We start from the raw sequence: 18,741 nt of genomic DNA, 5'->3' as shown, positions 1-18,741 counted from the left end.
ATCAGGCAATAGCTATGAGCGAGAACGAAAAATTCGACTTCAAAAAACACTGGTTGCAACTCACTCCTGATGAGCGAAATGCCTTTGCTGACGAGGCCGGAACGACCAGCCACTACATCCAGACTCATCTGACAGGCCGTCGTAAAATGCCCGGTAAGACATTGATGAATGGGTTATTTAAGGCATGCAAACAACGCGGCTGGGTCAGAACAAAGCCGGAACTGGCTATCTTCTTCTACGAATAAAACCTCCTTCAAACCCCCATCAGGCCGCCTTCTGGCGGTCTTTTCATATCTATTCAGTCCTCTCAGGTAATAATGATCCAAATATGGTTGATCTTTTTTCGGCCATCGCACAAAATTACCAAAGATAAATTTCAAAGAGAGGTGCAAATGAAGCGATTAACTCAGCGTGAAGCTCTCGAAATGGGCCTCGCCAGGTTCTACACCGGCAAGAAGTGCATTCACGGGCATGACAGTGAGCGCTACACCCTCAGTGGTGAATGCGTTAAGTGCAACAACGAGCGGGCTCGACGCCAGCAGCAGTTGCGTTCAGATAAATTAAAGGCAGCCAGAAAGGCGCGGGAGGCAGCATGAAGATTTTTTTCTCCGGTTCCAGTGCTCAATTATGCATTGAAGCAGAGTCAGAAGAAGAAAAGGCGATGCTCATTATGTGGCACCGGCTGAACATTTCAGATCAGACAATGTACTGCGACATGGTTAATACTGGTTGCTTCGCTGGGTTGCGCCTTTGTGGAATCACTGATCTCGAGAAAGAGTAGGTTCATATGGCTAATCAATGGCTACGTCTTTGGCATGATATGCCTAATGACCCGAAGTGGAGAACCATAGCGAGAATATCCGGTCAACCGATAGCTCTCGTTCAGGCCGTTTATGTCCACCTTCTTGTTAGCGGGTCACAAAATGTCACGCGAGGTCACGCTGATGTCACGAACGAGGACTTAGCGTCACATTTTGACGTGACTGAGTGTGACATAGACGCTGTTATTAACGCCATGCAGGGCCGTGTTTTGGATGGAACATACCTTACAGGGTGGGAGCGGAGACAGCCTAAAAAGGAGGACCGTGGCAATGATGAAACAGGAGCAAAATCAGCAACTCAGAGAAAAAGAGAGCAGCGTGAAAGGCAGCGGATGCGACAACAAGAAAGCAATGAGTCACGGCAATGTCACGACAAGTCACGAAATGTCACGACAGATAAAGAAGAGATAAAGAGAAGAGAAGATATAAAAGATAAACCCCACACAGGGAGCGAGCAAAATTCACCTGTGGATAACTCTGCTGTTGGCGGTGAACCAGATCCGGATGCGAACAACGCGATGCTGAATGGCTACATTGCGCCTGGCGGAATGGGTGAGTTTGGAAAATTCCAGATGCACGACAACTGGAAGCCAGATCCACAGTTCATCCAGCGCGCTGCGCTGTGGGGCATAGCTCTGAAGACGGAGATCACACCGTTCGAGCTGGCAGACTTCATCACGTACTGGAAAGCGGAGGGCAAGGCATTCCACCACGACCAGTGGCAACAGAAGCTGGCGAGAAGCGTGCAGCAGTCCAGGGCAAGGCCAGTCGCCCAGCAGCAGCGAAGGGATATCAACGACGTTCCGGAGCCGGACAAGACCATTCCGGAGGGGTTCAGGGGCTACCAGGCCACATAGTGAGGTTTCCATGGCAAGACCAAACACGTACTCAGAACGTAAGACAGCCGTCAGGCGGATAATCACCGCTGCAAAAGAGCGCGGCAGGATAACTACCCGGCAGGCAGCAGAAATCCTCGGCCTCCACCTCAACACTGTAGAGAAATATTTCAGAGATGCAGAGAGGAGCGGAGAGGTAATACGTCACGGGAAATGCGGCCTGTTCAGGGATTACAGGGCCACGATTGATTTCGATATGGAAAGGTTTTCAAGGCAATACGGGAAAGGGAAGTAGCAAAGCAGTAGCACCGGCGCGGCAGCGCATTTTTTTACGCCTGCATAATTACCTTGCAGGTAACAAAATATGCGCATAGCTATTGATTTTAACTCTAATGTGGATTTAAATTACCTAAGGGGTAAATCATGACGGCAGTTTTAGGGATTGACCCGGGATGCAGCGGCGCGCTGGTTCTCGTAACTGAGCAGGGCGGCTACATCGACCACCTGGCAATGCCAACCATCAAGGTCGGCACAAAGTCCAGGGTGAACGGCGCAGCGGTATCTGCATGGCTTCGGCAGTACGGAATCACTCATGCGTACCTTGAGCAGGTCGGAGCCATGCCAGGACAGGGAACGGCGAGCATGTTCACGTTCGGGCATGCAGCTGGTGTAGCGGAGGGGATCCTCCAGGGGCTCAACATTCCGTACACGCTGGTAACGCCGCAGGCCTGGAAGAAGTCAGCCGGGCTTATCGGCAGCGACAAGGACGCAGCGCGTAGCCGGGCCATTCAGCTTTACCCGGAACTCAGGGCGCTGGATGCCAAAGCGAAAGGCCAGGCCATCGCGGATGCGCTGTTAATCGCAAGGTTCGGGATAGGCGTTAAATAACCATCCTTTTTGATATCAACGTAATCAATAACTTATACGGGTAAGCGGGGGTAAAGATGGAATGCAATGTGAGTGAGTTGGTAAAGCGCGGTCATGACAAGGCCGCACAACTTAAATCATCAGGCGGTGCTGTATCGCAGTTGATAAGCGATCTGGCTACGCATCTGGATGTGCAACTGGCTCGTAGTAATGCGCTGGCTGCGGAGAATGCGGGGCTGAAGGCCTTCAAAACCGCCGTATATCAGCAGATGGGCGCTGGCTGCGAGGCTCCTGAATTTTCTATCACGGAAGGTCAGAGAAACCTACGCCGCTTCGCTGACACGCTCCATGCCATCGAGCGCGAATTCTTTACCAAAGAAGTCCCTGATGAAGAATACGAAGGCGAAACCGTCGAAGAATGCCCGTTAACCTGGGGAATGAGTGTCGAACAATACGTTGCTGAATTCCGCAAATGCCTGGCTGAAGTGCGGGCGCAGGCCCACAAGGAAGGCGCTCACTTTGTTGCTAACAGGATGCTGGCCGCATGGGATGCTGGTTTTATCGACGACACAGCAAAGAACGCGGCAGATATCGCGCGGATGATCCTGACGTCAACAGAGTTTATGGCTGGTGCGCCAGTGGATGATTTCGACCGCTCGTTCGCTGATGGCGTACTCGAAGACATAGCCGCCCAGCTTCGCAAAGGGGTGCAGTCATGAGCGTAATCCAGTACGTAGTTAGCGATGCAGGCACGTTTCCTGAGGATGCATATTTTCTCGATCCTCGACACATCGATGAGCTCACTTCTAAGTGGGAATTGGAATGCTTGTCTCAGGATGCCGCCCTTGATTATTTCGACAACCATGACGGCTGGGAATCTGACTGGCCGTTGGATATCGAGCTGTTCGTTGACGGCGAGAGCGTAGGTGTATTTGCGGTTGAAATGGAACATGTACCTCGCTTCAGCGCAAGAAAAAGACCGGAGGCCGCCCAATGAGCAACATCGACAAAAAGGCGCTTCGTGAAGCGGCGGAGAAGGCGACAAAAGGCGAGTGGTGGTCTGATGTTGTCGAGACTGACGGCGAATATGGCGAGGGCGAAGATAGGGTTTCTGGCTACCACTCATATGCGGTGTATGTTGGTCACGAATCATTGCTCGACATGACCAATTCAACTGCTGCGTGCATCCACACTGAATGGGATCATGATTACCACATGGCATGGGATGAAACGGCTAAGTGCAACGCTGAATTCATCGCCTCAGCCAATCCCGCCACTGTGATGGCGCTGCTGGATGAGCTGGAAGCCAAAGACAAGCAGATCGACGATCTGAAAGCAACGGCGGCACATTCCAATGCTGGATGGACGGAGGCGCATAGACAGGAAGCCAGGGCTGAAGCCGCAGAGAAACGGATTGCTGACCAGTGCGGAATCATCGCATCGGCGAGGAAGTTCATCAGCGAGTACGCTGGTCTTGGTGATGTTGGCGCTGCTGAGTTCATAAAAATAATCGACCGCGCCGCAGTCGGTAAAGGAGAGGCATCATGAACACTCTTACCAAAGAATGGCTACTGAAGACCATCGCGGAGCTCGAAGAAGAGCGAGATGCTGTGCCTGGCATCGTAAACGAAGATGCTGCGATGTCTCTGGCGGCGATGAAACTGGCGCTGGCATCGCTCGAAGCAAGGGGCCGCAAACTTTTTACCTGTAGCGCGTGTGGCGCAGAGGGTTTGGACGAGCCATTAGAGTCGAAGTGCAATTGCAATGAGGATGGCGCGCACTGGATTGAAAGTGTTGTTTACACCGCCCCGCCAGTTCCGGTGTCTGTGCCTGATGAAGTCAATGTGCTTCTGAATCATCTTGAGGATGTATTGCCGGATGATGCGTTTAATCTGATCGATGTGAAAACATGGAATAACGTCTCCATGTTATCTCGCCCTGATGTCTACCGCGCCGCCATGCTTCAGGGTGCCGAACCTGTAACGACGGCTTACAAGTTGCGGGATGCTGTGGAAACCATTCGCAACTCTGGCATTGAAATCGACGCTGAGAAAATATTTGCCGAGCGTGATGCTCTCAACGCTCCAGACTGCTGGTGCCGAACATGCCGACCAATAACGCTTACTGATATGCGATTTGTCGTCTGCCCTGACTGTGGCAACAAACGCTGCCCGCGCGCCAATGACCACAGGAATGCATGCACCGGAAGCAACGATCCAGGTCAGGAAGGCAGTGCATATCCAGCAGCACCGCAGCAGGAGGTGAAGTGATGGGCTTAAAAATTTACGGCAATAACATATCAAACAGCGAAACCGCTTACTCATTCCACTCTGAAATGAAGATGACTTGCCAGCAGTGCAAGCACACGGAATTCGTGAAAGGTAACTTGATTGAGAACGTCAAATGCCCTGCATGCGGTGGGAATGATCTGGTCTTTGAAACGTCAGCGCCGAAGGATGAGGTGAAGTCGTGAGCAAACTCAAACAGCGACGCCTGCGCCGCCTTAAAGCCGACGTGGCATGGTGGAAAGGCGAAGCCTCTGACTTGTACTCCAGAGTCATGGAGCAGGCCGACGAAATAGCCGAACTCCGCAGGCTGGTCATCCGCGTGCCGATGCCGGTGGTGGTGCCGGCGGATATCATCCAGGGAATTAACGTGAAGGGCGCGTTTGCGATGGGAATCGAACGCTATGGTGATGCGATGCTGAAGTTGGCGAAAAAGGAGAAAGGCAATGGCTAAAACCGCAGCAGAACGCAAGGCAGCGCAGCGCGCTCGCCAGGCGGAAGCTGGTGAACGCAAGCTGGAGCTGGTGCTCGACGAGCAGGAAATGGAGATGCTGGCGCGTAACTGCGCGGAGCGTCGCCCGGGCCGTGAGCCATACGAAATGAGCGAGTACATTGCTCTGCTGATCCGCCAGGATGATGCCCGGGTACGCGGTCGCATCAAAGCTATCAGCGCCAACCAGTGCGGCAAATGTGGCGACAGCCTGCCGGTGAAGTCCTGCCCGTGCGCCGGTGATTCGGCTTGCTGGGTAACGCAGGGCTGGCATGAAACGAAACTTGCGGTGTGACCTGTCACGGCGTATTGACTAAATCCTCACATGATTATACTGTTTAAATGTACAGTATTTTTATGTGAGGTTCCATTATGGGCTTTCCATCTCCGGCAAAAGACTACGCAGAATCCCGCCTTACCATCACCAGCATGTGCGGCTACGACGGCAACTGCCGCACCGTTGAGACGTCGGCTGGATACGCAATCATCAACGTCGCAACTAAACCACATCCGGGTGATACCGTGCTGATATCGTATTGCGGCCGCACTGAGTTCGCCATCGTGCAGGGGCGGGCGCTTATCGTTCCGGAGGGTGAGTCAATCGAAGGTGAAGCGCTGGACGACACAACGGTGCTGGGAGTGGTTACACATTTCCTCAACCGTGCCGGCAGCCAGGAAGACGATCCGATACCAGTCATGTAACATCTGCGCGGGCGTGATAGTATTACCTGAATGGTAATAAAATTACTCAGGTGGTAATGATGCCCGCGACACCAAAAACCCACAAACGCAAATCAACGCAATATAAGCCTCTTACAGCGATGCAGGAGGCTTACTGCCAGTCCTACATTAAGACACCAGAAAACCAGTCTCAGGCAGCGATAGACGCAGGGTATTCGCCTAATACGGCGGCGGTCAAAGCCAGCGTGATGATGCGCGACGAAAGAATCCAGAAACGAATCGCCGAACTGATGGAGGAGCGCAACAAGCGAAACCGCGTCAGCGCTGATTACGTCCTCATGCGCCTGGTGGAGATCGACCAGATGGATGTGCTGGATATCCTGAACGATGACGGCAGCCTGAAACCGATCCGCGATTGGCCTAAAATCTGGCGTACCACGCTCAGCGGGTTCGACCTGTCCTCAACCATCATGAACATGAAAGAGGATTCGATAGAGACCATCCTCAAAAAAATCAAATGGCCGGACAAGGTGAAGAACCTCGAGCTGATTGGTAAGCACGTCGACGTCAACGCGTTCAAAGAGCGCCTGGAAATCGACGTAAGAATGACCATAGCAGACAAGATGGCCAAGGCTCGGGCTCGCGTTAAGAAACAGGCTGGTGGTGAAGAATGACAGCAGCAGCCATGTCGCCAGAAGAGCAGCTCGTCGAGGATATTGCCTCGTTCACGTATGACCCGCTGGGCTATGCGCTTTATGCGTTCCCGTGGGGCGAAGATGGCACAGAGCTGGCGCACGCCACCGGGCCGCGTAAGTGGCAAGCGGAGGGATTCCGCGAGATACGGGATCACCTTCAGAACCCAACCACTCGTTACCAGCCTATCATGATCGCCCGCGCATCAGGTCATGGCGTGGGGAAATCTGCATTCATTTCGATGCTGATTAAATGGGGAATGGATACCTGCGAGGACTGCAAGGTGGTGGTGACCGCCAACACCGACAACCAGCTCCGCACCAAGACCTGGCCGGAAATCATAAAGTGGTCGAATCTGGCTATCACGAAAGAGTGGTTCACCTGCACCGCCACGGCGATGTACAGCAACGATCCGGGCCACGATAAACGCTGGCGCGCTGACGCAATCCCGTGGTCTGAGCACAACACCGAAGCGTTCGCTGGCCTGCACAACGAGCGCAAGCGCATCATCGTGGTATTCGACGAAGCATCCAACATTGCAGATCTGGTGTGGGAGGTAGCAGAGGGCGCGCTGACGGACGAAGACACTGAAATCATCTGGGTGGCGTTCGGGAACCCGACGCGTAACACTGGCCGTTTCCGCGAATGCTTCCGAAAATATAAACACCGCTGGAAGTGTGCGCAGATTGACAGCCGTACCGTAGAAGGCACGAACAAACAGCAACTCCAGAAATGGGTGGACGACTACGGCGAGGACAGCGACTTCGTGAAGGTCCGTGTGCGTGGGATCTTCCCTGACGCGTCCGAACTCCAGTTTATCCCGACAGGGCTCACTGACGAGGCGATGAAGCGCGTGGTGACCGCCGGGCAGGTGGCGCACGCTCCGGTGATTATCGGCGTCGACCCGGCTTATTCCGGCGTGGATGACGCGGTGATATACCTGCGTCAGGGTCTGCACAGCAAAGTGCTATGGACCGGCAACAAGACCACTGACGATCTGATTATGGCGAAGCGTATCGCCGACTTTGAAGATCAGTACCAGGCTGATGCGGTGTTTATCGACTTTGGCTACGGTACCGGGCTGAAGTCAATCGGTGACGGCTGGGGCCGGACGTGGCAGTTAATTCCGTTCGGCGGCGGCTCTACTGACCCGCAGATGCTCAACAAGCGCGGCGAGATGTTCAACAGCTGCAAGACGTGGCTGAAGCTCGGCGGTGCGCTGGACGACCAGGAGACGGCGGACGACCTGTCTGCGGCAGAGTACAAAGTCAGGGTAGACGGCAAGATCGTCATTGAGCCGAAGGAAGATATAAAAGAGCGCTTAGGCCGCTCTCCGGGCAAAGGTGACGCGCTGCTGCTGACGTTTGCTTTCCCTGTTACGAAACGCCTGCGCATTCCCGGGCAGGAGAACCAGCAGGGGAAAGCGGTCACAGATTACGACCCGTGGAAATAACAAAGCCCGCGCATCGGCGGGCTGATTGTGACATGTCACGGCATTAAAAGCCGTCGAATTCGTCTTTCACTGTTGGCTCAACTTCTCTTTCAAAGCGTAACCCATTAGCGGCCACAGCTCGTTCTCTGCATTCGTCAGAGCAATCTGTTTACCGATCGCCTCATTGTCGTTTTCAGCTGAGACTGCACATGATGGCTTTCCGGTAACCGCAAAGCCATTCTTTGTCGTAATGATCGCCCAGCGCAGAACCTGCCCGGTAACAGAAACGTGCTTAACGATTTCAGTGTGAGCAATGTTTGCGATCATGTCGTCTCGCGTAACGCGCGGCGCGGTTAAGCCTTTGGCCTGAATTTCCTGCTCAATAGCCATGCAGGATGGTGCTGGGGATGCTGTTGATACCATGGTTGCTTACCTCAGAAAGTAATTTTATCGAATGCGGCGTTGATGGCTTTGGCATCCTGAACAGCACCTCGCTCATCAAGTACAGCTCTTTTACTAAGCACTTCAGCCAGGCATTGCAATTTGGTGTGATAGAGATTCTCGCGGCGGATCTCTTCGGCAGGAGATTGTTTCTGAACATTAACGACTGTCTGATTCATGATTTTCACCTTAAAAAAATGCCCGGACGAACCGGGCTAACTGGAAGCAAAGGACTACGGAGTGCCTTCCTTGGCGGGTGATGCAGGGTTTACAGCGCAACGTCATCGGAATGGCGTTCTGCTGTAAAAAGGGCGGTGGTCAGAAGTGGGAGCAACTGCCACCGCCAAAGCTACACGCATTGCCTGGTACTGCCGTATCACGGTCCTAAGGCGTGATTGGGTTGTGGTGGCCGGTGCTGATCTCCGGCATTCTCCACCCTTAGTCAGTCAGTTTTTCCGCTCGAGTCCGGAAGGAGATAGAAACTGTCGACGCTAAATTCGCGCATCAGCCTGCGCATTCACCACAACATTGAGAGCACTGCGCCTGTATCGGTTAGCGTCACGGGATTAACCGGTCACCCCAATGCTCTCATCGTTGTATCCTCGTCTCTTCCGAGGTGTCACACCGTATCGCCACGATGGTGAGTCGTCATGTCGTGCATACCGATAACACTGACTTGCACATTCCGGGAACCCGCTCGGGGATAAGGAACACCAAGGAACCCCGCCGGACCGCTACGACACATGTGCCAGATGCCGTACTGCTCACACCTGGAAGCGCACTCACCAGTTTTGATTTAGCGACAAGACCTCACAGAACCAATATCAAAGTGCGCTTTCATGTTGTGTTACCTGAAGGGTAATAATTGCAGTCCATTATGTCAATACACTACGTAAAATAATCCGTATATGGTTAAATTGGTAATAATTTAATCGTGTGTGAGGTTATCGCTATGTGTATCGGCAGCAAGCCATCAGTGCCAGCGGCACCAGAAGTTCAGGCCGCACCTCAGGAGCAGGACGCCGCTGTGGTCAGTGCGCGCGATGATGAAGAGCGCCGCCGCCGTGCTGCCGCCGGTCGTAACTCGACCATGCTCACCGGTGCCCAGGGCGACACTTCCGCCGCCAATACCAGCGGTAAAACGCTGCTCGGTCAGTAACGGAGCGCGCAGAGATGGTGGAAACCGAAAAAGAGCGGCTGCTGAAGCAGCTCGCACAGCTGAAGAATGAGCGCACATCGTTCGAGCCGCACTGGCGCGACCTGAGCGACTTTATCAATCCGCGCGGTTCCCGCTTCCTGACGTCTGATGTTAACCGTGACGATCGCCGCAACACCAAAATTGTTGACCCTACCGGTTCACTCGCTCAGCGCATTCTCGCCAGCGGCATGATGTCCGGCATCACCAGCCCTGCGCGCCCGTGGTTCAAGCTGGCAACGCCTGACCCTGACATGATGGATTACGGCCCGGTTAAGGTCTGGCTGGAAGTCGTGCAGCGCCGCATGAACGAAGTGTTCAACAAGTCGAATCTTTATCAGTCTCTGCCCGTCATGTACGCCAGTCTGGGTACTTTCGGTACTGCCGCTATGGCTGTTCTGGAAGATGACCAGGACGTGATCCGCACAATGCCATTCCCGATTGGCAGCTACTACCTGGCTAACAGCCCGCGTGGCAGCGTCGACACATCCTTCCGTCAGTTCTCCATGACCGTGCGCCAGCTCGTGCAAGAGTTTGGCCTGGACAATGTCAGCGCGTCCGTGAAGAGCCAGTGGGAAAGCGGCTCGTATGAAAACTGGATCGAAGTAAACCACTGCATCACGCCAAACATCAACCGCGACAGCGGGAGGATGGACAGCAAGAACAAGCCGTATCGTTCTGTCTATTTCGAGACAGGAGGCGACTCCGACAAGCTGCTGCGTGAATCCGGCTTCGATGAATTCCCGATTCTGGCGCCGCGCTGGGAAGTTAACGGCGAGGACGTTTACGCATCCTCCTGCCCTGGCATGCTGGCACTCGGACAGGTTAAAGCGCTTCAGGTTGAGCAGAAACGTAAAGCTCAGCTGATCGACAAAGCCACTAACCCGCCGATGGTCGCGCCGGCGTCGCTGAAAAATCAGCGCGTTTCTCTGCTGCCTGGTGACGTGACCTATCTCGATGTGCTGAGCGGTCAGGACGGTTTCAAACCTGCGTACCTGGTAAATCCGAATACCGCCGACCTGCTGGCCGACATTCAGGATACCCGCCAGACCATCAACAGCGCCTACTTTGTCGACCTCTTCATGATGCTGCAAAACATCAACACCCGCTCAATGCCGGTGGAAGCAGTGATCGAGATGAAAGAAGAGAAACTGCTGATGCTCGGCCCGGTGCTGGAACGCCTGAACGACGAAGCGCTCAATCCGCTTATCGACCGCGTGTTCTCCATCATGGCGCGCAAGAACATGCTTCCGCCACCTCCTGACGTTATGCAGGGCATGCCGCTGCGCATCGAATACATCTCCGTTATGGCGCAGGCGCAGAAATCTATCGGGCTCACCAGCCTGTCGCAGACCGTTGGGTTTATCGGCCAGCTCGCACAGTTCAAACCTGAAGCGCTCGACAAGCTCGACGTGGATCAGGCAATTGACGCGTTCTCCGAAATGTCCGGCGTATCGCCAACCGTCATCGTTCCGCAGGAGCAGGTGCAGGGCATTCGTGAAGAGCGCGCCAAGCAACAGCAGGCAGCTCAGGCGCTGGCAATGGGTCAGGCCGTAGCGCAGGGCGCGAAGACGCTCAGCGATACGCAAACCGCAGATCCAAGCGCACTGACAGCAATCACTAACGCAGCAGGAGCGGCGCAGCAATGACTGACTTTGACGAAGAAGAACTGCGCATTCAGAACGAGCGGAAGAAGCACGATCTGGAGCAGCGCGAAAAGGACGACATCAAGTTCGTCATGGATAGCGAACAGGGCCGCCGCGTCGTGTGGAGAGTGCTGGAGAGTGGGCGCGTATTCGCCGCCATACCGCCGATGGATGCCCTGGCAATGGCTTTCAACGAAGGGCAGCGCAATCTGGCTCTGGAGCTATTCCAGCGCGTCATGACGCACTGCCCCGATCAGTATCTGAAGATGGCCGCAGAGGCCAGTGAACAGGAGTAACCATGAATTTATTTGAACGTTTGCTGCATCGCCGTCTTTGCAATGAGCAACCTGCTGATGGTGGCACTGCACCTGCACCGTCTGAGCAATCTGCACCTGCTGCCGATGCTCCAGCACCTGCAGGCGAGCCAGCGAAACCAGAAGGCGATAAGCCACAGTCTGGCGCTGAAGGTGACAAGCCTCAGGAAGACAAACCCGCTGATGGTGAAAAGCCAGCGGAGGAGTCGGATGACGAAAAGCAGAAGCAGGAAGGTGCGCCGGAGAAATACGAATTTACCGCTGGTGAAGGCGTAGAGCTGGATACCGAAGCGCTGAAGGACTTCGAACCCGTTGCCCGTGATCTGAACCTGACCAACGAGCAGGCGCAAAAGCTGGTGGACGCATATCCAAAAATTCTGGCCGGTGTGCAGCAGCGTCAGGCAGAAGCCTGGCAGAAGCAGACCGAAGGCTGGGCAGAGACCGTGAAGGCAGACAAGGAGATCGGCGGCGACAAACTGACCGCAAACCTCAGTGCTGCGCAGCGTGCACTCGACCAGTTCGGCACGCCGGAACTGAAAGAATATCTGAACGCTACCGGGCTTGGTAACCATCCAGACCTGGTTAAAACGTTCGTGAAGATCGGTAAAGCCATGTCGGAAGACGGCATGGTCGATGGCAGTAATCAAGGCCAGCGTAGTGCGGCCGAAGTGCTTTATGGCTAATAAGAGAGGATATAACCATGGCTGTTAAAGGCGTAAATGCGCTGACGCTGGCTGACTGGGCTAAGCGTACTGATCCAAACGGAAAGGTCGATAAGATTGTCGAACTTCTTTCCCAGACCAACGAAATCCTGACGGATATGATGTTCGTAGAGGGTAACCTTCCAACTGGTCACCGTACCACCGTTCGCTCGGGGCTCCCGCAGCCTACCTGGCGTTTGCTGAACTACGGTGTGCAACCGACAAAATCAACTACCGTACAGGTCACTGACACTGTCGGCATGCTGGAGGCTTATGCGGAAGTAGATAAGTCACTGGCAGATCTTAACGGTAACACTGCTGAATTCCGCCTGTCTGAAGATCGTGCATTCCTCGAAGGAATGAACCAGCAGATGGCTCAGACCCTGTTCTACGGCGACACCAGTGTGAATCCGCAGCAGTTCATGGGCCTGTCATCCCGCTACTCCAGCAAATCCGCAGGCAACGGCCAGAACATCATTGATGCTGGCGGCACCGGTACAGATAACACCTCTATCTGGCTGGTGGTCTGGGGTGAAAACACTGTGCACGGCATCTTCCCTAAAGGGCAGAAGGCTGGTTTGCAGACTCAGAACCTCGGCGAGCAGACGCTTACCGATGCCAATGGCGGCAAATACCAGGGTTACCGCACCCATTATAAGTGGGATAACGGCCTGGCTCTCCGTGACTGGCGCTACGTTGTGCGCATCGCCAACATCGATGTGAGCGATCTGTCAGTACCAGGTTCAGCTGCAAATATCGTCAGCCTGATGGTTAAAGCGCTGCACCGCGTCCCTAACCTGAAAATGGGCCGCGCGGTGTTCTACATGAACCGTACCGTTGCCCAGGCGCTGGATCTGCAATCTCTGGATAAAGCCTCTCTGGCTCTGTCCGTAAAAGAGACTGAAGGCGAATTCTGGACCACGTTCCGTGGCATCCCAATCCGTGAAACCGATGCGATTCTCGAAACAGAAGCGCGCGTTGTTTAACGCCTGTCATTAACTGATGGGCCTTAACCGGCCCATAAATGGAGAAAGAAAATGATCCTCGACAAACTGTTGATGTTCTCCGAGAAGCAGGCGGTTACAGCTTCTGCTGCTTCTACGGACGTGATTGACCTCGGCCCTATCGACGGCACCCGCCGCGATATCGGCGTTGGTTATCCGCTGGAGTTCTGGGCAACCGTTGACACCACTGCAACCGCTGCTGGTGCTGCGACCCTCAACGTTCAGTTGCAGACCAGCCCTGACAACTCCACCTGGACCACTATCTACGACAGCGGTGCTCTGGCGCTGTCTGCACTGACAGTTGGCAAACGCCTGTTCTCAACCAAAGTTCCGGCGGGCGTCCAGCGTTATCTGCGCGTTAACTATTCAGTCGGCACCGGTCCGCTGACTGCTGGCGCGTTCACCTCGGGCATTAATCTGGATGTTGACAACAACACTCCTTATTACCCGATCCGTTCCAAAGTGACTGGCTAAGGTGATGGCAATGGAAAAAGCAAAATACCGCGTCCTGCGCTTATCCCATATTCATAACAACCTCTGGCCTGAAGGCTCAGAAATTGAATATGACGGCGAGCCAGGATCTGCGCTGGAGCCGATCAACGCAGCGGCGAAGGCGGCAAAGAAGAAGGCAGATAAGAAGGCAGATAAGAAGCGCGGAATCGTGCCGGTTGACTCTCAGCCTGAACCACAGGATGAAGATGATGGCCAGGAAGATACCGGCGGTAAAGATGCCAATACCTTCAGTGAAGATGAAGCCGCGCTACGCCAGCAGTACGAAGAACTTTTCAACAAGAAACCTGGCAACATGAATGTTGAAACGATCAAAGAGCGTATTGCGGAAGAACGGCAAAAACTGGGCGTCTAAGCCTCGCTAATAAAACAAGGGGCTTCGGCCCCTTTATTGCAGGAGTCCGCTATGGAACTGGTAAACCTCAAAACTGGAACTGACACCTATCAGGATGAGGATGGTAAAACCCAGACTCGCGATGATTATCCATGGGGCCTTTGCATTGAGCTGAACAACGAGACGCTCGCCAAGCTCAAGGCAACGCCACAATCCGCTGGTACTGAAGTGATGATCACCGCGAAAGCCATAATTCGTTCCACCTCTACCCGAGAAACGGAAGATGGCATGCAGCATAACGCCAGCTTGCAGATTACTGACATGGCACTCAGCCCGGTATCTGGTGAGCAGCCCAAAACTGCCGCCCAAACTCTCTACGGCGGGGAGGATGATTAATGGCCTCCGTTATCGAGATCTGTAACCGCGCGCTGAGCAATATCGGGAACAGCCGCAGCATTAACAGCCTGACCGAGGCCAGCAAAGAAGCCGGGCAGTGCTCCCTGCATTTCGATTCCTGCCGCGATGCTGCGCTGGCGGACTTCGACTGGAACTTTGCCACCAAACGCCTGGCGCTGGCCGATACCAACAATCCGCCGCCGGACTGGGCTTATTCCTACCAGTATCCGACTGACTGCCTGCGCATCACCGAAATTATGGTGCCCGGCATACGTAATCCCACGGCGGCCATGCGCATCAACTATGAGGTTGGGGCTGATACCGACGGCACCGGAAAGCTGATCTACACCGATCAGCCTCAGGCATGGCTGAAGTATATCGCGCGCGTCACCGACGTGAACATGTTCGATGCAATCTTCATGGAAGCGCTGTCCTGGCGTCTGGCCGCCGCCATCAATATGCCGCTGACCGGCAGCGCAGATCTCGGTAACAACGCACTGACCATGTACCGCAGCGTCATCCTGAGCGCTGGCTCGCACAGCCAGAACGAATCCCAGGAGCCGCAGCCGCCAGTTGATGAGTTCACCGCAGCGAGGTTGTCATAATGGCTTTCAGTTGGATTCAGCCGAGCTTTGCCGGCGGTGAAATTGGCCCGTCGCTGTACGGGCGCATCGATATGTCGAAGTATCAGGTGGCGCTGCGCAAGTGCGACAACTTTATTGTCCGTCAGTATGGCGGGGTGGAGAATCGCCCGGGCACGCGCTTCGTCGGCGAAGCCAAATATCCGACGCGAAAATGCCGCCTTATCCCTTTCCAGTTCTCGACCGTCCAGACTTATGCGCTGGAGTTCGGGCACAACTATATGCGCGTCATCAAAAACGGCGCGTATGTGCTGAACAGCAGCAATGTGATCTACGAACTGGCGATGCCGTATGCTGAGACTGACCTGTTCCGCATCAAATTCACGCAGAGCGCAGACGTGCTTACGCTGGTTCACCCGGCCTATCCGCCGAAGGAGTTGCGCCGTTACGCGCACGACAACTGGCAGATCGTTGATGTCACCACCAAAAACGGACCGTTCGAAGATATCAACGTTGACGAGTCAGTGAAGGTATACGCCAGCGCCAGCACCGGTACTATTACGCTGACGGCAAGCTCCGCCATATTCGGATCTGAGCAGGTAGGTAAATTGTTTTACCTCGAACAGCCTGCGGTTGATTCCGTTCCCGTATGGGAGACCAGCAAGACCACCGCTATCAACGATGTACGCCGCGCCGACAGCAACTACTACCGTGCCAATACTTCCGGCAAGACCGGGGCCCTGCGGCCTTCTCACACGGAAGGCATGTCCTGGGATGGATGGGGCGGAACCGGGGATAGTGATACCGGAATCCAGTGGGAATACCTGCACAGCGGTTTCGGCATTGCGCGCATTACAGCCGTAGCCAGCGACGGCCTGACAGCCACTGCTACGGTGGTGAGCTATATCCCGTCGCAGGTTGTCGGATCGGCTAATGGCAGCTACAAGTGGGCACGGTACGCATGGAACAGTGTCAACGGCTACCCGAGCACGGTTGTTTACTATCAGCAGCGCCTGTATTTCGCCGCGTCCACCGCGTACCCACAAACGATCTGGGCGAGCCGGACCGGTGACTATAAAGACTTCGGCAAGAATAACCCTATTCAGGATGACGATCGCATCATCTACACCTACGCCGGGCGACAGGTGAATGAGATACGCCATCTTATCGACGTCGGCAACCTGGTCGCGCTGACATCCGGCGGGGAATATACGATATCCGGAGACCAGAATAAGGTCCTCACGCCGTCGGCGTTTTCGTTCAGCTCGCAGGGAAACAACGGCTCCAGCAATGTGCCGCCGATCGCGGTGGCAAACATCGCGCTGTTCATCCAGGAGAAGGGGAGCGTGGTCCGTGATCTGGCTTACTCCTTCGACGTGGACGGATACCAGGGCACTGACCTGACCATACTGGCAAACCACCTGTTCCAGAAGCGCAGCATTGTCGACTGGTCATTCTGCATCGTGCCGTACAGCAGCGCGTTCTGCATCCGCGATGACGGCAAACTGCTGGTGCTGACCTATCTGCGCGACCAACAGGTATTTGCCTGGGCACCGCAGTCCAGCACTGGAAAGTACGAAAGCACCTGCTCCATCAGCGAAGGAAGCGAGGACGCTGTTTACTTCGTGGTTAACCGCACCATCAACGGACAGACGAAACGTTACATAGAGCGCCTGTCCAGCCGCCTGTTTACCAGTGATGAAGATGCGTTCTTTGTCGATTGCGGACTGAGCTATGACGGACGCAATACCTCAACACGTACTATGACCATCAGCGGCGGCAGTGGTGACTGGAGCTATCAGGTTGACTACCCGGTGACGATAAGCGGCGGGGCGTATTTCGTGGGCACTGACGTTGGCGCTCAGATCCAGTTCCCGTACTCAGAAACGGATCCTGATACCGGCGAAGTGGTGGCGAAAGAATTGCGTGGCGACATTATCTCCGTAACGAGTAATACCGCCGTGGTTGTGCGCTTCAACCGTAACGTACCCGCGGTACTGCGCACTGCGGCCACAACTAACTGGCAGATGGCCCGCCAGACTTTCAGCGGTCTGTCACACCTCGAAGGCCAGACAGTCAACATCCTCTCCGATGCCAGCGTAGAGCCACAGAAAACCGTAACCGGTGGTGCTGTCACGCTGGAATCACCGGGCGCAGTGGTGCATATCGGGCTGCCGATCACCGCTGAATTCGAAACGCTGGACATCAATATCAACGGGCAGGAAACGCTGCTGGATAAAAAGCAGGTGATCCCCACTGTGACGATGGTGGTCAACGCCAGCCGCGGCATCTGGGCAACCACTCCGGGCGGAGAATGGTACGAGTATCCTCAGCGTGAGTTTGAGTTCTACGACGATCCGGTTGATGACGCTACCGGGAAGGTGGAAGTGAAGCTCGACAGCAACTGGGATAAGAACGGACGCGTTAAGGTGCGCCAGCTCGACCCACTGCCGCTTTCTGTTCTGGCGGTCCTGCCGCGCATGACGGTCGGGGGATTCTGATGATTAAAGCTCAGATCGTACCGGCAACCCAGGAACATATCGAAGCTATGCTCCCGCATGTCCGCCAGGCTGACGTTGATGAATTTATGGCGACAAACGGATGGAGCCCGCGCCGCGTTCTGGAAACCGGTCTGCGCACGTCAACTTTCGCCTGCGCCGGGCTTATCAACGGGGAAGGGGTGACCATCTTCGGCGTGGCCCCGGCATCAATGATCGGCGGCAACGGTATCCCGTGGCTGGTGGGCACCGATGCGCTGGAGAAATACCAACGCACTTTCCTGCGCCGCTGCGGGAAAGTGGTCAATGCAATGCTGGCTGTTTACCCGTATCTTGAAAACTATGTAGATGCCCGCAACCACACAGCGCGTATCTGGCTGCACTGGCTGGGATTCACCATTGAAGAACCACAGCCGTACGGCGCTCACGGTCTTCTGTTTCATCGCTTCCACATGGAGAAAAAATAATGTGCGAACCCACCACAATCTTAGCCGGTGCGACTCTCGCAGCAGGCGCGCTGTCAGCTTACAACCAGTATGAGACAGGGAAATATTCTGCCGCTGTTGCTGAGCAGAATGCGGATGTGGCAGAAGCTCAGGCGCAGGACTCGATTAACCGTGGCAATGCCCAGGCCGAGGAAGTGCGCCGCCGTAATCGCCAGGCAGCCGGCACCCAGGCTGCAACCATGGGGGCCACCGGGGCAGACCTCTCAACCGGTAATGCTCTGGATATCTTCGGAGATACCGCTCAGTTCGGCACGCTGGATGCTCTGACGACCGTTAACAACGCCCAGCGCGAGGCTTACGGCTATCAGGTGCAGTCCGCCAACTATGACGCCCAGGCGGTATCCGCGCGTAAGCAGGGGAATATGGGGGCGATGACAACGCTGCTCACAACGCCGCTACAGGCTTACGGAGCCTATCAAATGGCTGGTGGGACGTGGTCGCCATTCTCACAGAAGGCCGCACCTATCAGCGCAGCCGTCGGCACGCCAACCGGTCGATAAGGAGATATCG

General features: G+C 54.9%; 30 protein-coding genes. 28 read left to right on the top strand and 2 right to left on the bottom strand.

The features are described from left to right. Positions 1–14 precede the first annotated feature (14 nt). The 16 genes from DBR02_RS03815 to DBR02_RS03735 all read left to right on the top strand — a co-directional run bounded on the left by DBR02_RS03815 (position 15) and on the right by DBR02_RS03735 (position 8,126). On the top strand, positions 15–245 hold the full coding sequence (locus DBR02_RS03815; RefSeq protein ID WP_032634928.1) for a hypothetical protein: 231 nt from the start codon (positions 15–17) through the stop codon (positions 243–245). 147 nt (positions 246–392) lie between these two features. Further along, positions 393–596: a hypothetical protein gene (locus DBR02_RS03810; RefSeq protein ID WP_047050345.1), complete on the top strand. Its 204-nt coding sequence runs from the start codon at positions 393–395 to the stop codon at positions 594–596. Continuing rightward, positions 593–781: a hypothetical protein gene (locus DBR02_RS03805; RefSeq protein ID WP_047050271.1), complete on the top strand. Its 189-nt coding sequence runs from the start codon at positions 593–595 to the stop codon at positions 779–781. The genes DBR02_RS03810 and DBR02_RS03805 overlap by 4 nt, the downstream gene beginning before the upstream one ends. Before the next feature lie 304 nt (positions 782–1,085). Continuing rightward, a complete protein-coding gene (locus DBR02_RS26925) occupies positions 1,086–1,232 on the top strand; it encodes a hypothetical protein (RefSeq protein WP_227788524.1) in 147 nt (48 codons plus the stop codon). A gap of 56 nt (positions 1,233–1,288) precedes the next feature. After that, positions 1,289–1,678 (top strand): DnaT-like ssDNA-binding domain-containing protein, encoded by a 390-nt coding sequence (locus tag DBR02_RS03795; protein WP_237765693.1) that lies wholly within the window; start codon positions 1,289–1,291, stop codon positions 1,676–1,678. A 10-nt stretch (positions 1,679–1,688) separates the two neighbouring features. Further along, positions 1,689–1,952, top strand: a complete 264-nt coding sequence (locus tag DBR02_RS03790) for a DUF977 family protein (protein ID WP_045891224.1) — start codon at positions 1,689–1,691, stop codon at positions 1,950–1,952. Positions 1,953–2,080: 128 nt separating this feature from the next. Beyond that, complete coding sequence (locus DBR02_RS03785) at positions 2,081–2,545, top strand: crossover junction endodeoxyribonuclease RuvC (RefSeq protein ID WP_063153767.1); 465 nt, start codon at positions 2,081–2,083, stop codon at positions 2,543–2,545. A gap of 56 nt (positions 2,546–2,601) precedes the next feature. Next, positions 2,602–3,243 (top strand): hypothetical protein, encoded by a 642-nt coding sequence (locus DBR02_RS03780; RefSeq protein ID WP_047050268.1) that lies wholly within the window; start codon positions 2,602–2,604, stop codon positions 3,241–3,243. Beyond that, positions 3,240–3,521, top strand: coding sequence for a hypothetical protein (locus tag DBR02_RS03775; protein ID WP_063843641.1), 282 nt, complete (start codon positions 3,240–3,242; stop codon positions 3,519–3,521). The genes DBR02_RS03780 and DBR02_RS03775 overlap by 4 nt, the downstream gene beginning before the upstream one ends. Then, complete coding sequence (locus DBR02_RS03770; RefSeq protein ID WP_063843640.1) at positions 3,518–4,072, top strand: ead/Ea22-like family protein; 555 nt, start codon at positions 3,518–3,520, stop codon at positions 4,070–4,072. Before DBR02_RS03775 ends, DBR02_RS03770 begins: the two co-directional genes overlap by 4 nt. After that, complete coding sequence (locus DBR02_RS03765; RefSeq protein ID WP_107533501.1) at positions 4,069–4,794, top strand: hypothetical protein; 726 nt, start codon at positions 4,069–4,071, stop codon at positions 4,792–4,794. The genes DBR02_RS03770 and DBR02_RS03765 overlap by 4 nt, the downstream gene beginning before the upstream one ends. A 199-nt stretch (positions 4,795–4,993) precedes the next feature. Further along, positions 4,994–5,263, top strand: a complete 270-nt coding sequence (locus DBR02_RS03755; RefSeq protein WP_048982107.1) for a hypothetical protein — start codon at positions 4,994–4,996, stop codon at positions 5,261–5,263. Beyond that, positions 5,256–5,594 (top strand): hypothetical protein, encoded by a 339-nt coding sequence (locus DBR02_RS03750; RefSeq protein ID WP_048982104.1) that lies wholly within the window; start codon positions 5,256–5,258, stop codon positions 5,592–5,594. Before DBR02_RS03755 ends, DBR02_RS03750 begins: the two co-directional genes overlap by 8 nt. 77 nt (positions 5,595–5,671) lie before the next feature. After that, on the top strand, positions 5,672–6,001 hold the full coding sequence (locus tag DBR02_RS03745) for a hypothetical protein (protein WP_048982102.1): 330 nt from the start codon (positions 5,672–5,674) through the stop codon (positions 5,999–6,001). Between the two features lie 56 nt (positions 6,002–6,057). Next, positions 6,058–6,654, top strand: coding sequence for a terminase small subunit (locus DBR02_RS03740; protein WP_233157679.1), 597 nt, complete (start codon positions 6,058–6,060; stop codon positions 6,652–6,654). Continuing rightward, positions 6,651–8,126, top strand: a complete 1,476-nt coding sequence (locus tag DBR02_RS03735) for a terminase (RefSeq protein ID WP_107533499.1) — start codon at positions 6,651–6,653, stop codon at positions 8,124–8,126. Before DBR02_RS03740 ends, DBR02_RS03735 begins: the two co-directional genes overlap by 4 nt. 66 nt (positions 8,127–8,192) lie before the next feature. Here the strand turns inward: DBR02_RS03735 and DBR02_RS03730 are convergent, their stop codons facing one another. Then, on the bottom strand, positions 8,193–8,495 hold the full coding sequence (locus tag DBR02_RS03730) for a Gp49 family protein (protein WP_063162238.1): 303 nt from the start codon (positions 8,493–8,495) through the stop codon (positions 8,193–8,195). A 44-nt stretch (positions 8,496–8,539) separates the two neighbouring features. Then, positions 8,540–8,725 (bottom strand): hypothetical protein, encoded by a 186-nt coding sequence (locus tag DBR02_RS03725; RefSeq protein ID WP_107533498.1) that lies wholly within the window; start codon positions 8,723–8,725, stop codon positions 8,540–8,542. A gap of 773 nt (positions 8,726–9,498) precedes the next feature. Here DBR02_RS03725 and DBR02_RS03720 point away from each other — a divergent pair. Genes DBR02_RS03720 through DBR02_RS03665 form a run of 12 tightly spaced genes read left to right on the top strand, consistent with a single transcriptional unit; the run spans position 9,499 to position 18,731 of the window. After that, a complete protein-coding gene (locus tag DBR02_RS03720) occupies positions 9,499–9,705 on the top strand; it encodes a hypothetical protein (RefSeq protein ID WP_032636549.1) in 207 nt (68 codons plus the stop codon). Positions 9,706–9,719: 14 nt separating this feature from the next. Then, the gene (locus tag DBR02_RS03715) at positions 9,720–11,390 is read left to right on the top strand and encodes a portal protein (RefSeq protein ID WP_107533497.1); all 1,671 of its coding nucleotides are present in this window, start codon (positions 9,720–9,722) and stop codon (positions 11,388–11,390) included. Further along, a complete protein-coding gene (locus tag DBR02_RS03710; RefSeq protein WP_032636545.1) occupies positions 11,387–11,683 on the top strand; it encodes a Bbp19 family protein in 297 nt (98 codons plus the stop codon). Before DBR02_RS03715 ends, DBR02_RS03710 begins: the two co-directional genes overlap by 4 nt. Before the next feature lie 2 nt (positions 11,684–11,685). Then, the gene (locus DBR02_RS03705; protein ID WP_063928596.1) at positions 11,686–12,384 is read left to right on the top strand and encodes a peptidase; all 699 of its coding nucleotides are present in this window, start codon (positions 11,686–11,688) and stop codon (positions 12,382–12,384) included. Positions 12,385–12,401: 17 nt separating this feature from the next. Further along, positions 12,402–13,388, top strand: coding sequence for a major capsid protein (locus DBR02_RS03700; RefSeq protein WP_045342886.1), 987 nt, complete (start codon positions 12,402–12,404; stop codon positions 13,386–13,388). 51 nt (positions 13,389–13,439) lie between these two features. Then, positions 13,440–13,880, top strand: a complete 441-nt coding sequence (locus tag DBR02_RS03695; RefSeq protein ID WP_032634949.1) for a Bbp16 family capsid cement protein — start codon at positions 13,440–13,442, stop codon at positions 13,878–13,880. Positions 13,881–13,884: 4 nt separating this feature from the next. Further along, positions 13,885–14,271: a hypothetical protein gene (locus tag DBR02_RS03690; protein WP_063921810.1), complete on the top strand. Its 387-nt coding sequence runs from the start codon at positions 13,885–13,887 to the stop codon at positions 14,269–14,271. A 51-nt stretch (positions 14,272–14,322) separates the two neighbouring features. Continuing rightward, positions 14,323–14,646 carry a capsid staple protein gene (gene gp10, locus DBR02_RS03685; RefSeq protein ID WP_045342894.1) on the top strand — a complete coding sequence of 108 codons (324 nt, stop codon included), beginning with the start codon at positions 14,323–14,325 and terminating at the stop codon, positions 14,644–14,646. Continuing rightward, on the top strand, positions 14,646–15,251 hold the full coding sequence (locus DBR02_RS03680; protein ID WP_040117947.1) for a hypothetical protein: 606 nt from the start codon (positions 14,646–14,648) through the stop codon (positions 15,249–15,251). The genes gp10 and DBR02_RS03680 overlap by 1 nt, the downstream gene beginning before the upstream one ends. Then, the gene (locus tag DBR02_RS03675; RefSeq protein WP_107533496.1) at positions 15,251–17,728 is read left to right on the top strand and encodes a hypothetical protein; all 2,478 of its coding nucleotides are present in this window, start codon (positions 15,251–15,253) and stop codon (positions 17,726–17,728) included. The genes DBR02_RS03680 and DBR02_RS03675 overlap by 1 nt, the downstream gene beginning before the upstream one ends. Then, complete coding sequence (locus tag DBR02_RS03670) at positions 17,728–18,192, top strand: hypothetical protein (protein ID WP_107533495.1); 465 nt, start codon at positions 17,728–17,730, stop codon at positions 18,190–18,192. Before DBR02_RS03675 ends, DBR02_RS03670 begins: the two co-directional genes overlap by 1 nt. Further along, positions 18,192–18,731 carry a virion core protein, T7 gp14 family gene (locus DBR02_RS03665; RefSeq protein WP_032671835.1) on the top strand — a complete coding sequence of 180 codons (540 nt, stop codon included), beginning with the start codon at positions 18,192–18,194 and terminating at the stop codon, positions 18,729–18,731. Before DBR02_RS03670 ends, DBR02_RS03665 begins: the two co-directional genes overlap by 1 nt. Positions 18,732–18,741: the final 10 nt, after the last annotated feature.

It is taken from the genome of Enterobacter cloacae complex sp. (genome assembly GCF_900322725.1).
In the GTDB taxonomy this organism is placed as follows: Bacteria; Pseudomonadota; Gammaproteobacteria; order Enterobacterales; family Enterobacteriaceae; genus Enterobacter; species Enterobacter quasihormaechei.
Note: the sequence above shows the minus strand (reverse complement) of the source record. Positions and strands in the feature narration are given on the sequence as shown.

Bases quoted from the DNA above. Each gene is read 5' to 3' on its own strand.
- DBR02_RS03775 (WP_063843641.1), top strand. From the start codon at position 3,240: ATGAGCGTAATCCAGTACGTAGTTAGCGATGCAGGCACGTTTCCTGAG.
- DBR02_RS03805 (WP_047050271.1), top strand. From the start codon at position 593: ATGAAGATTTTTTTCTCCGGTTCCAGTGCTCAATTATGCATTGAAGCA.
- DBR02_RS03815 (WP_032634928.1), top strand. From the start codon at position 15: ATGAGCGAGAACGAAAAATTCGACTTCAAAAAACACTGGTTGCAACTC.
- DBR02_RS03670 (WP_107533495.1), top strand. From the start codon at position 17,728: ATGATTAAAGCTCAGATCGTACCGGCAACCCAGGAACATATCGAAGCT.
- DBR02_RS03710 (WP_032636545.1), top strand. From the start codon at position 11,387: ATGACTGACTTTGACGAAGAAGAACTGCGCATTCAGAACGAGCGGAAG.
- DBR02_RS03745 (WP_048982102.1), top strand. From the start codon at position 5,672: ATGGGCTTTCCATCTCCGGCAAAAGACTACGCAGAATCCCGCCTTACC.
- DBR02_RS03665 (WP_032671835.1), top strand. From the start codon at position 18,192: ATGTGCGAACCCACCACAATCTTAGCCGGTGCGACTCTCGCAGCAGGC.
- DBR02_RS03680 (WP_040117947.1), top strand. From the start codon at position 14,646: ATGGCCTCCGTTATCGAGATCTGTAACCGCGCGCTGAGCAATATCGGG.
- DBR02_RS03765 (WP_107533501.1), top strand. From the start codon at position 4,069: ATGAACACTCTTACCAAAGAATGGCTACTGAAGACCATCGCGGAGCTC.
- DBR02_RS03810 (WP_047050345.1), top strand. From the start codon at position 393: ATGAAGCGATTAACTCAGCGTGAAGCTCTCGAAATGGGCCTCGCCAGG.
- DBR02_RS03700 (WP_045342886.1), top strand. From the start codon at position 12,402: ATGGCTGTTAAAGGCGTAAATGCGCTGACGCTGGCTGACTGGGCTAAG.
- DBR02_RS03740 (WP_233157679.1), top strand. From the start codon at position 6,058: ATGATGCCCGCGACACCAAAAACCCACAAACGCAAATCAACGCAATAT.
- DBR02_RS03675 (WP_107533496.1), top strand. From the start codon at position 15,251: ATGGCTTTCAGTTGGATTCAGCCGAGCTTTGCCGGCGGTGAAATTGGC.
- DBR02_RS03720 (WP_032636549.1), top strand. From the start codon at position 9,499: ATGTGTATCGGCAGCAAGCCATCAGTGCCAGCGGCACCAGAAGTTCAG.
- DBR02_RS03715 (WP_107533497.1), top strand. From the start codon at position 9,720: ATGGTGGAAACCGAAAAAGAGCGGCTGCTGAAGCAGCTCGCACAGCTG.
- DBR02_RS03705 (WP_063928596.1), top strand. From the start codon at position 11,686: ATGAATTTATTTGAACGTTTGCTGCATCGCCGTCTTTGCAATGAGCAA.
- DBR02_RS03735 (WP_107533499.1), top strand. From the start codon at position 6,651: ATGACAGCAGCAGCCATGTCGCCAGAAGAGCAGCTCGTCGAGGATATT.
- DBR02_RS03790 (WP_045891224.1), top strand. From the start codon at position 1,689: ATGGCAAGACCAAACACGTACTCAGAACGTAAGACAGCCGTCAGGCGG.
- DBR02_RS03730 (WP_063162238.1), bottom strand. From the start codon at position 8,495: ATGGCTATTGAGCAGGAAATTCAGGCCAAAGGCTTAACCGCGCCGCGC.
- DBR02_RS03750 (WP_048982104.1), top strand. From the start codon at position 5,256: ATGGCTAAAACCGCAGCAGAACGCAAGGCAGCGCAGCGCGCTCGCCAG.
- DBR02_RS03785 (WP_063153767.1), top strand. From the start codon at position 2,081: ATGACGGCAGTTTTAGGGATTGACCCGGGATGCAGCGGCGCGCTGGTT.
- gp10 (WP_045342894.1), top strand. From the start codon at position 14,323: ATGGAACTGGTAAACCTCAAAACTGGAACTGACACCTATCAGGATGAG.
- DBR02_RS03690 (WP_063921810.1), top strand. From the start codon at position 13,885: ATGGCAATGGAAAAAGCAAAATACCGCGTCCTGCGCTTATCCCATATT.
- DBR02_RS03725 (WP_107533498.1), bottom strand. From the start codon at position 8,725: ATGAATCAGACAGTCGTTAATGTTCAGAAACAATCTCCTGCCGAAGAG.
- DBR02_RS03780 (WP_047050268.1), top strand. From the start codon at position 2,602: ATGGAATGCAATGTGAGTGAGTTGGTAAAGCGCGGTCATGACAAGGCC.
- DBR02_RS03770 (WP_063843640.1), top strand. From the start codon at position 3,518: ATGAGCAACATCGACAAAAAGGCGCTTCGTGAAGCGGCGGAGAAGGCG.
- DBR02_RS03695 (WP_032634949.1), top strand. From the start codon at position 13,440: ATGATCCTCGACAAACTGTTGATGTTCTCCGAGAAGCAGGCGGTTACA.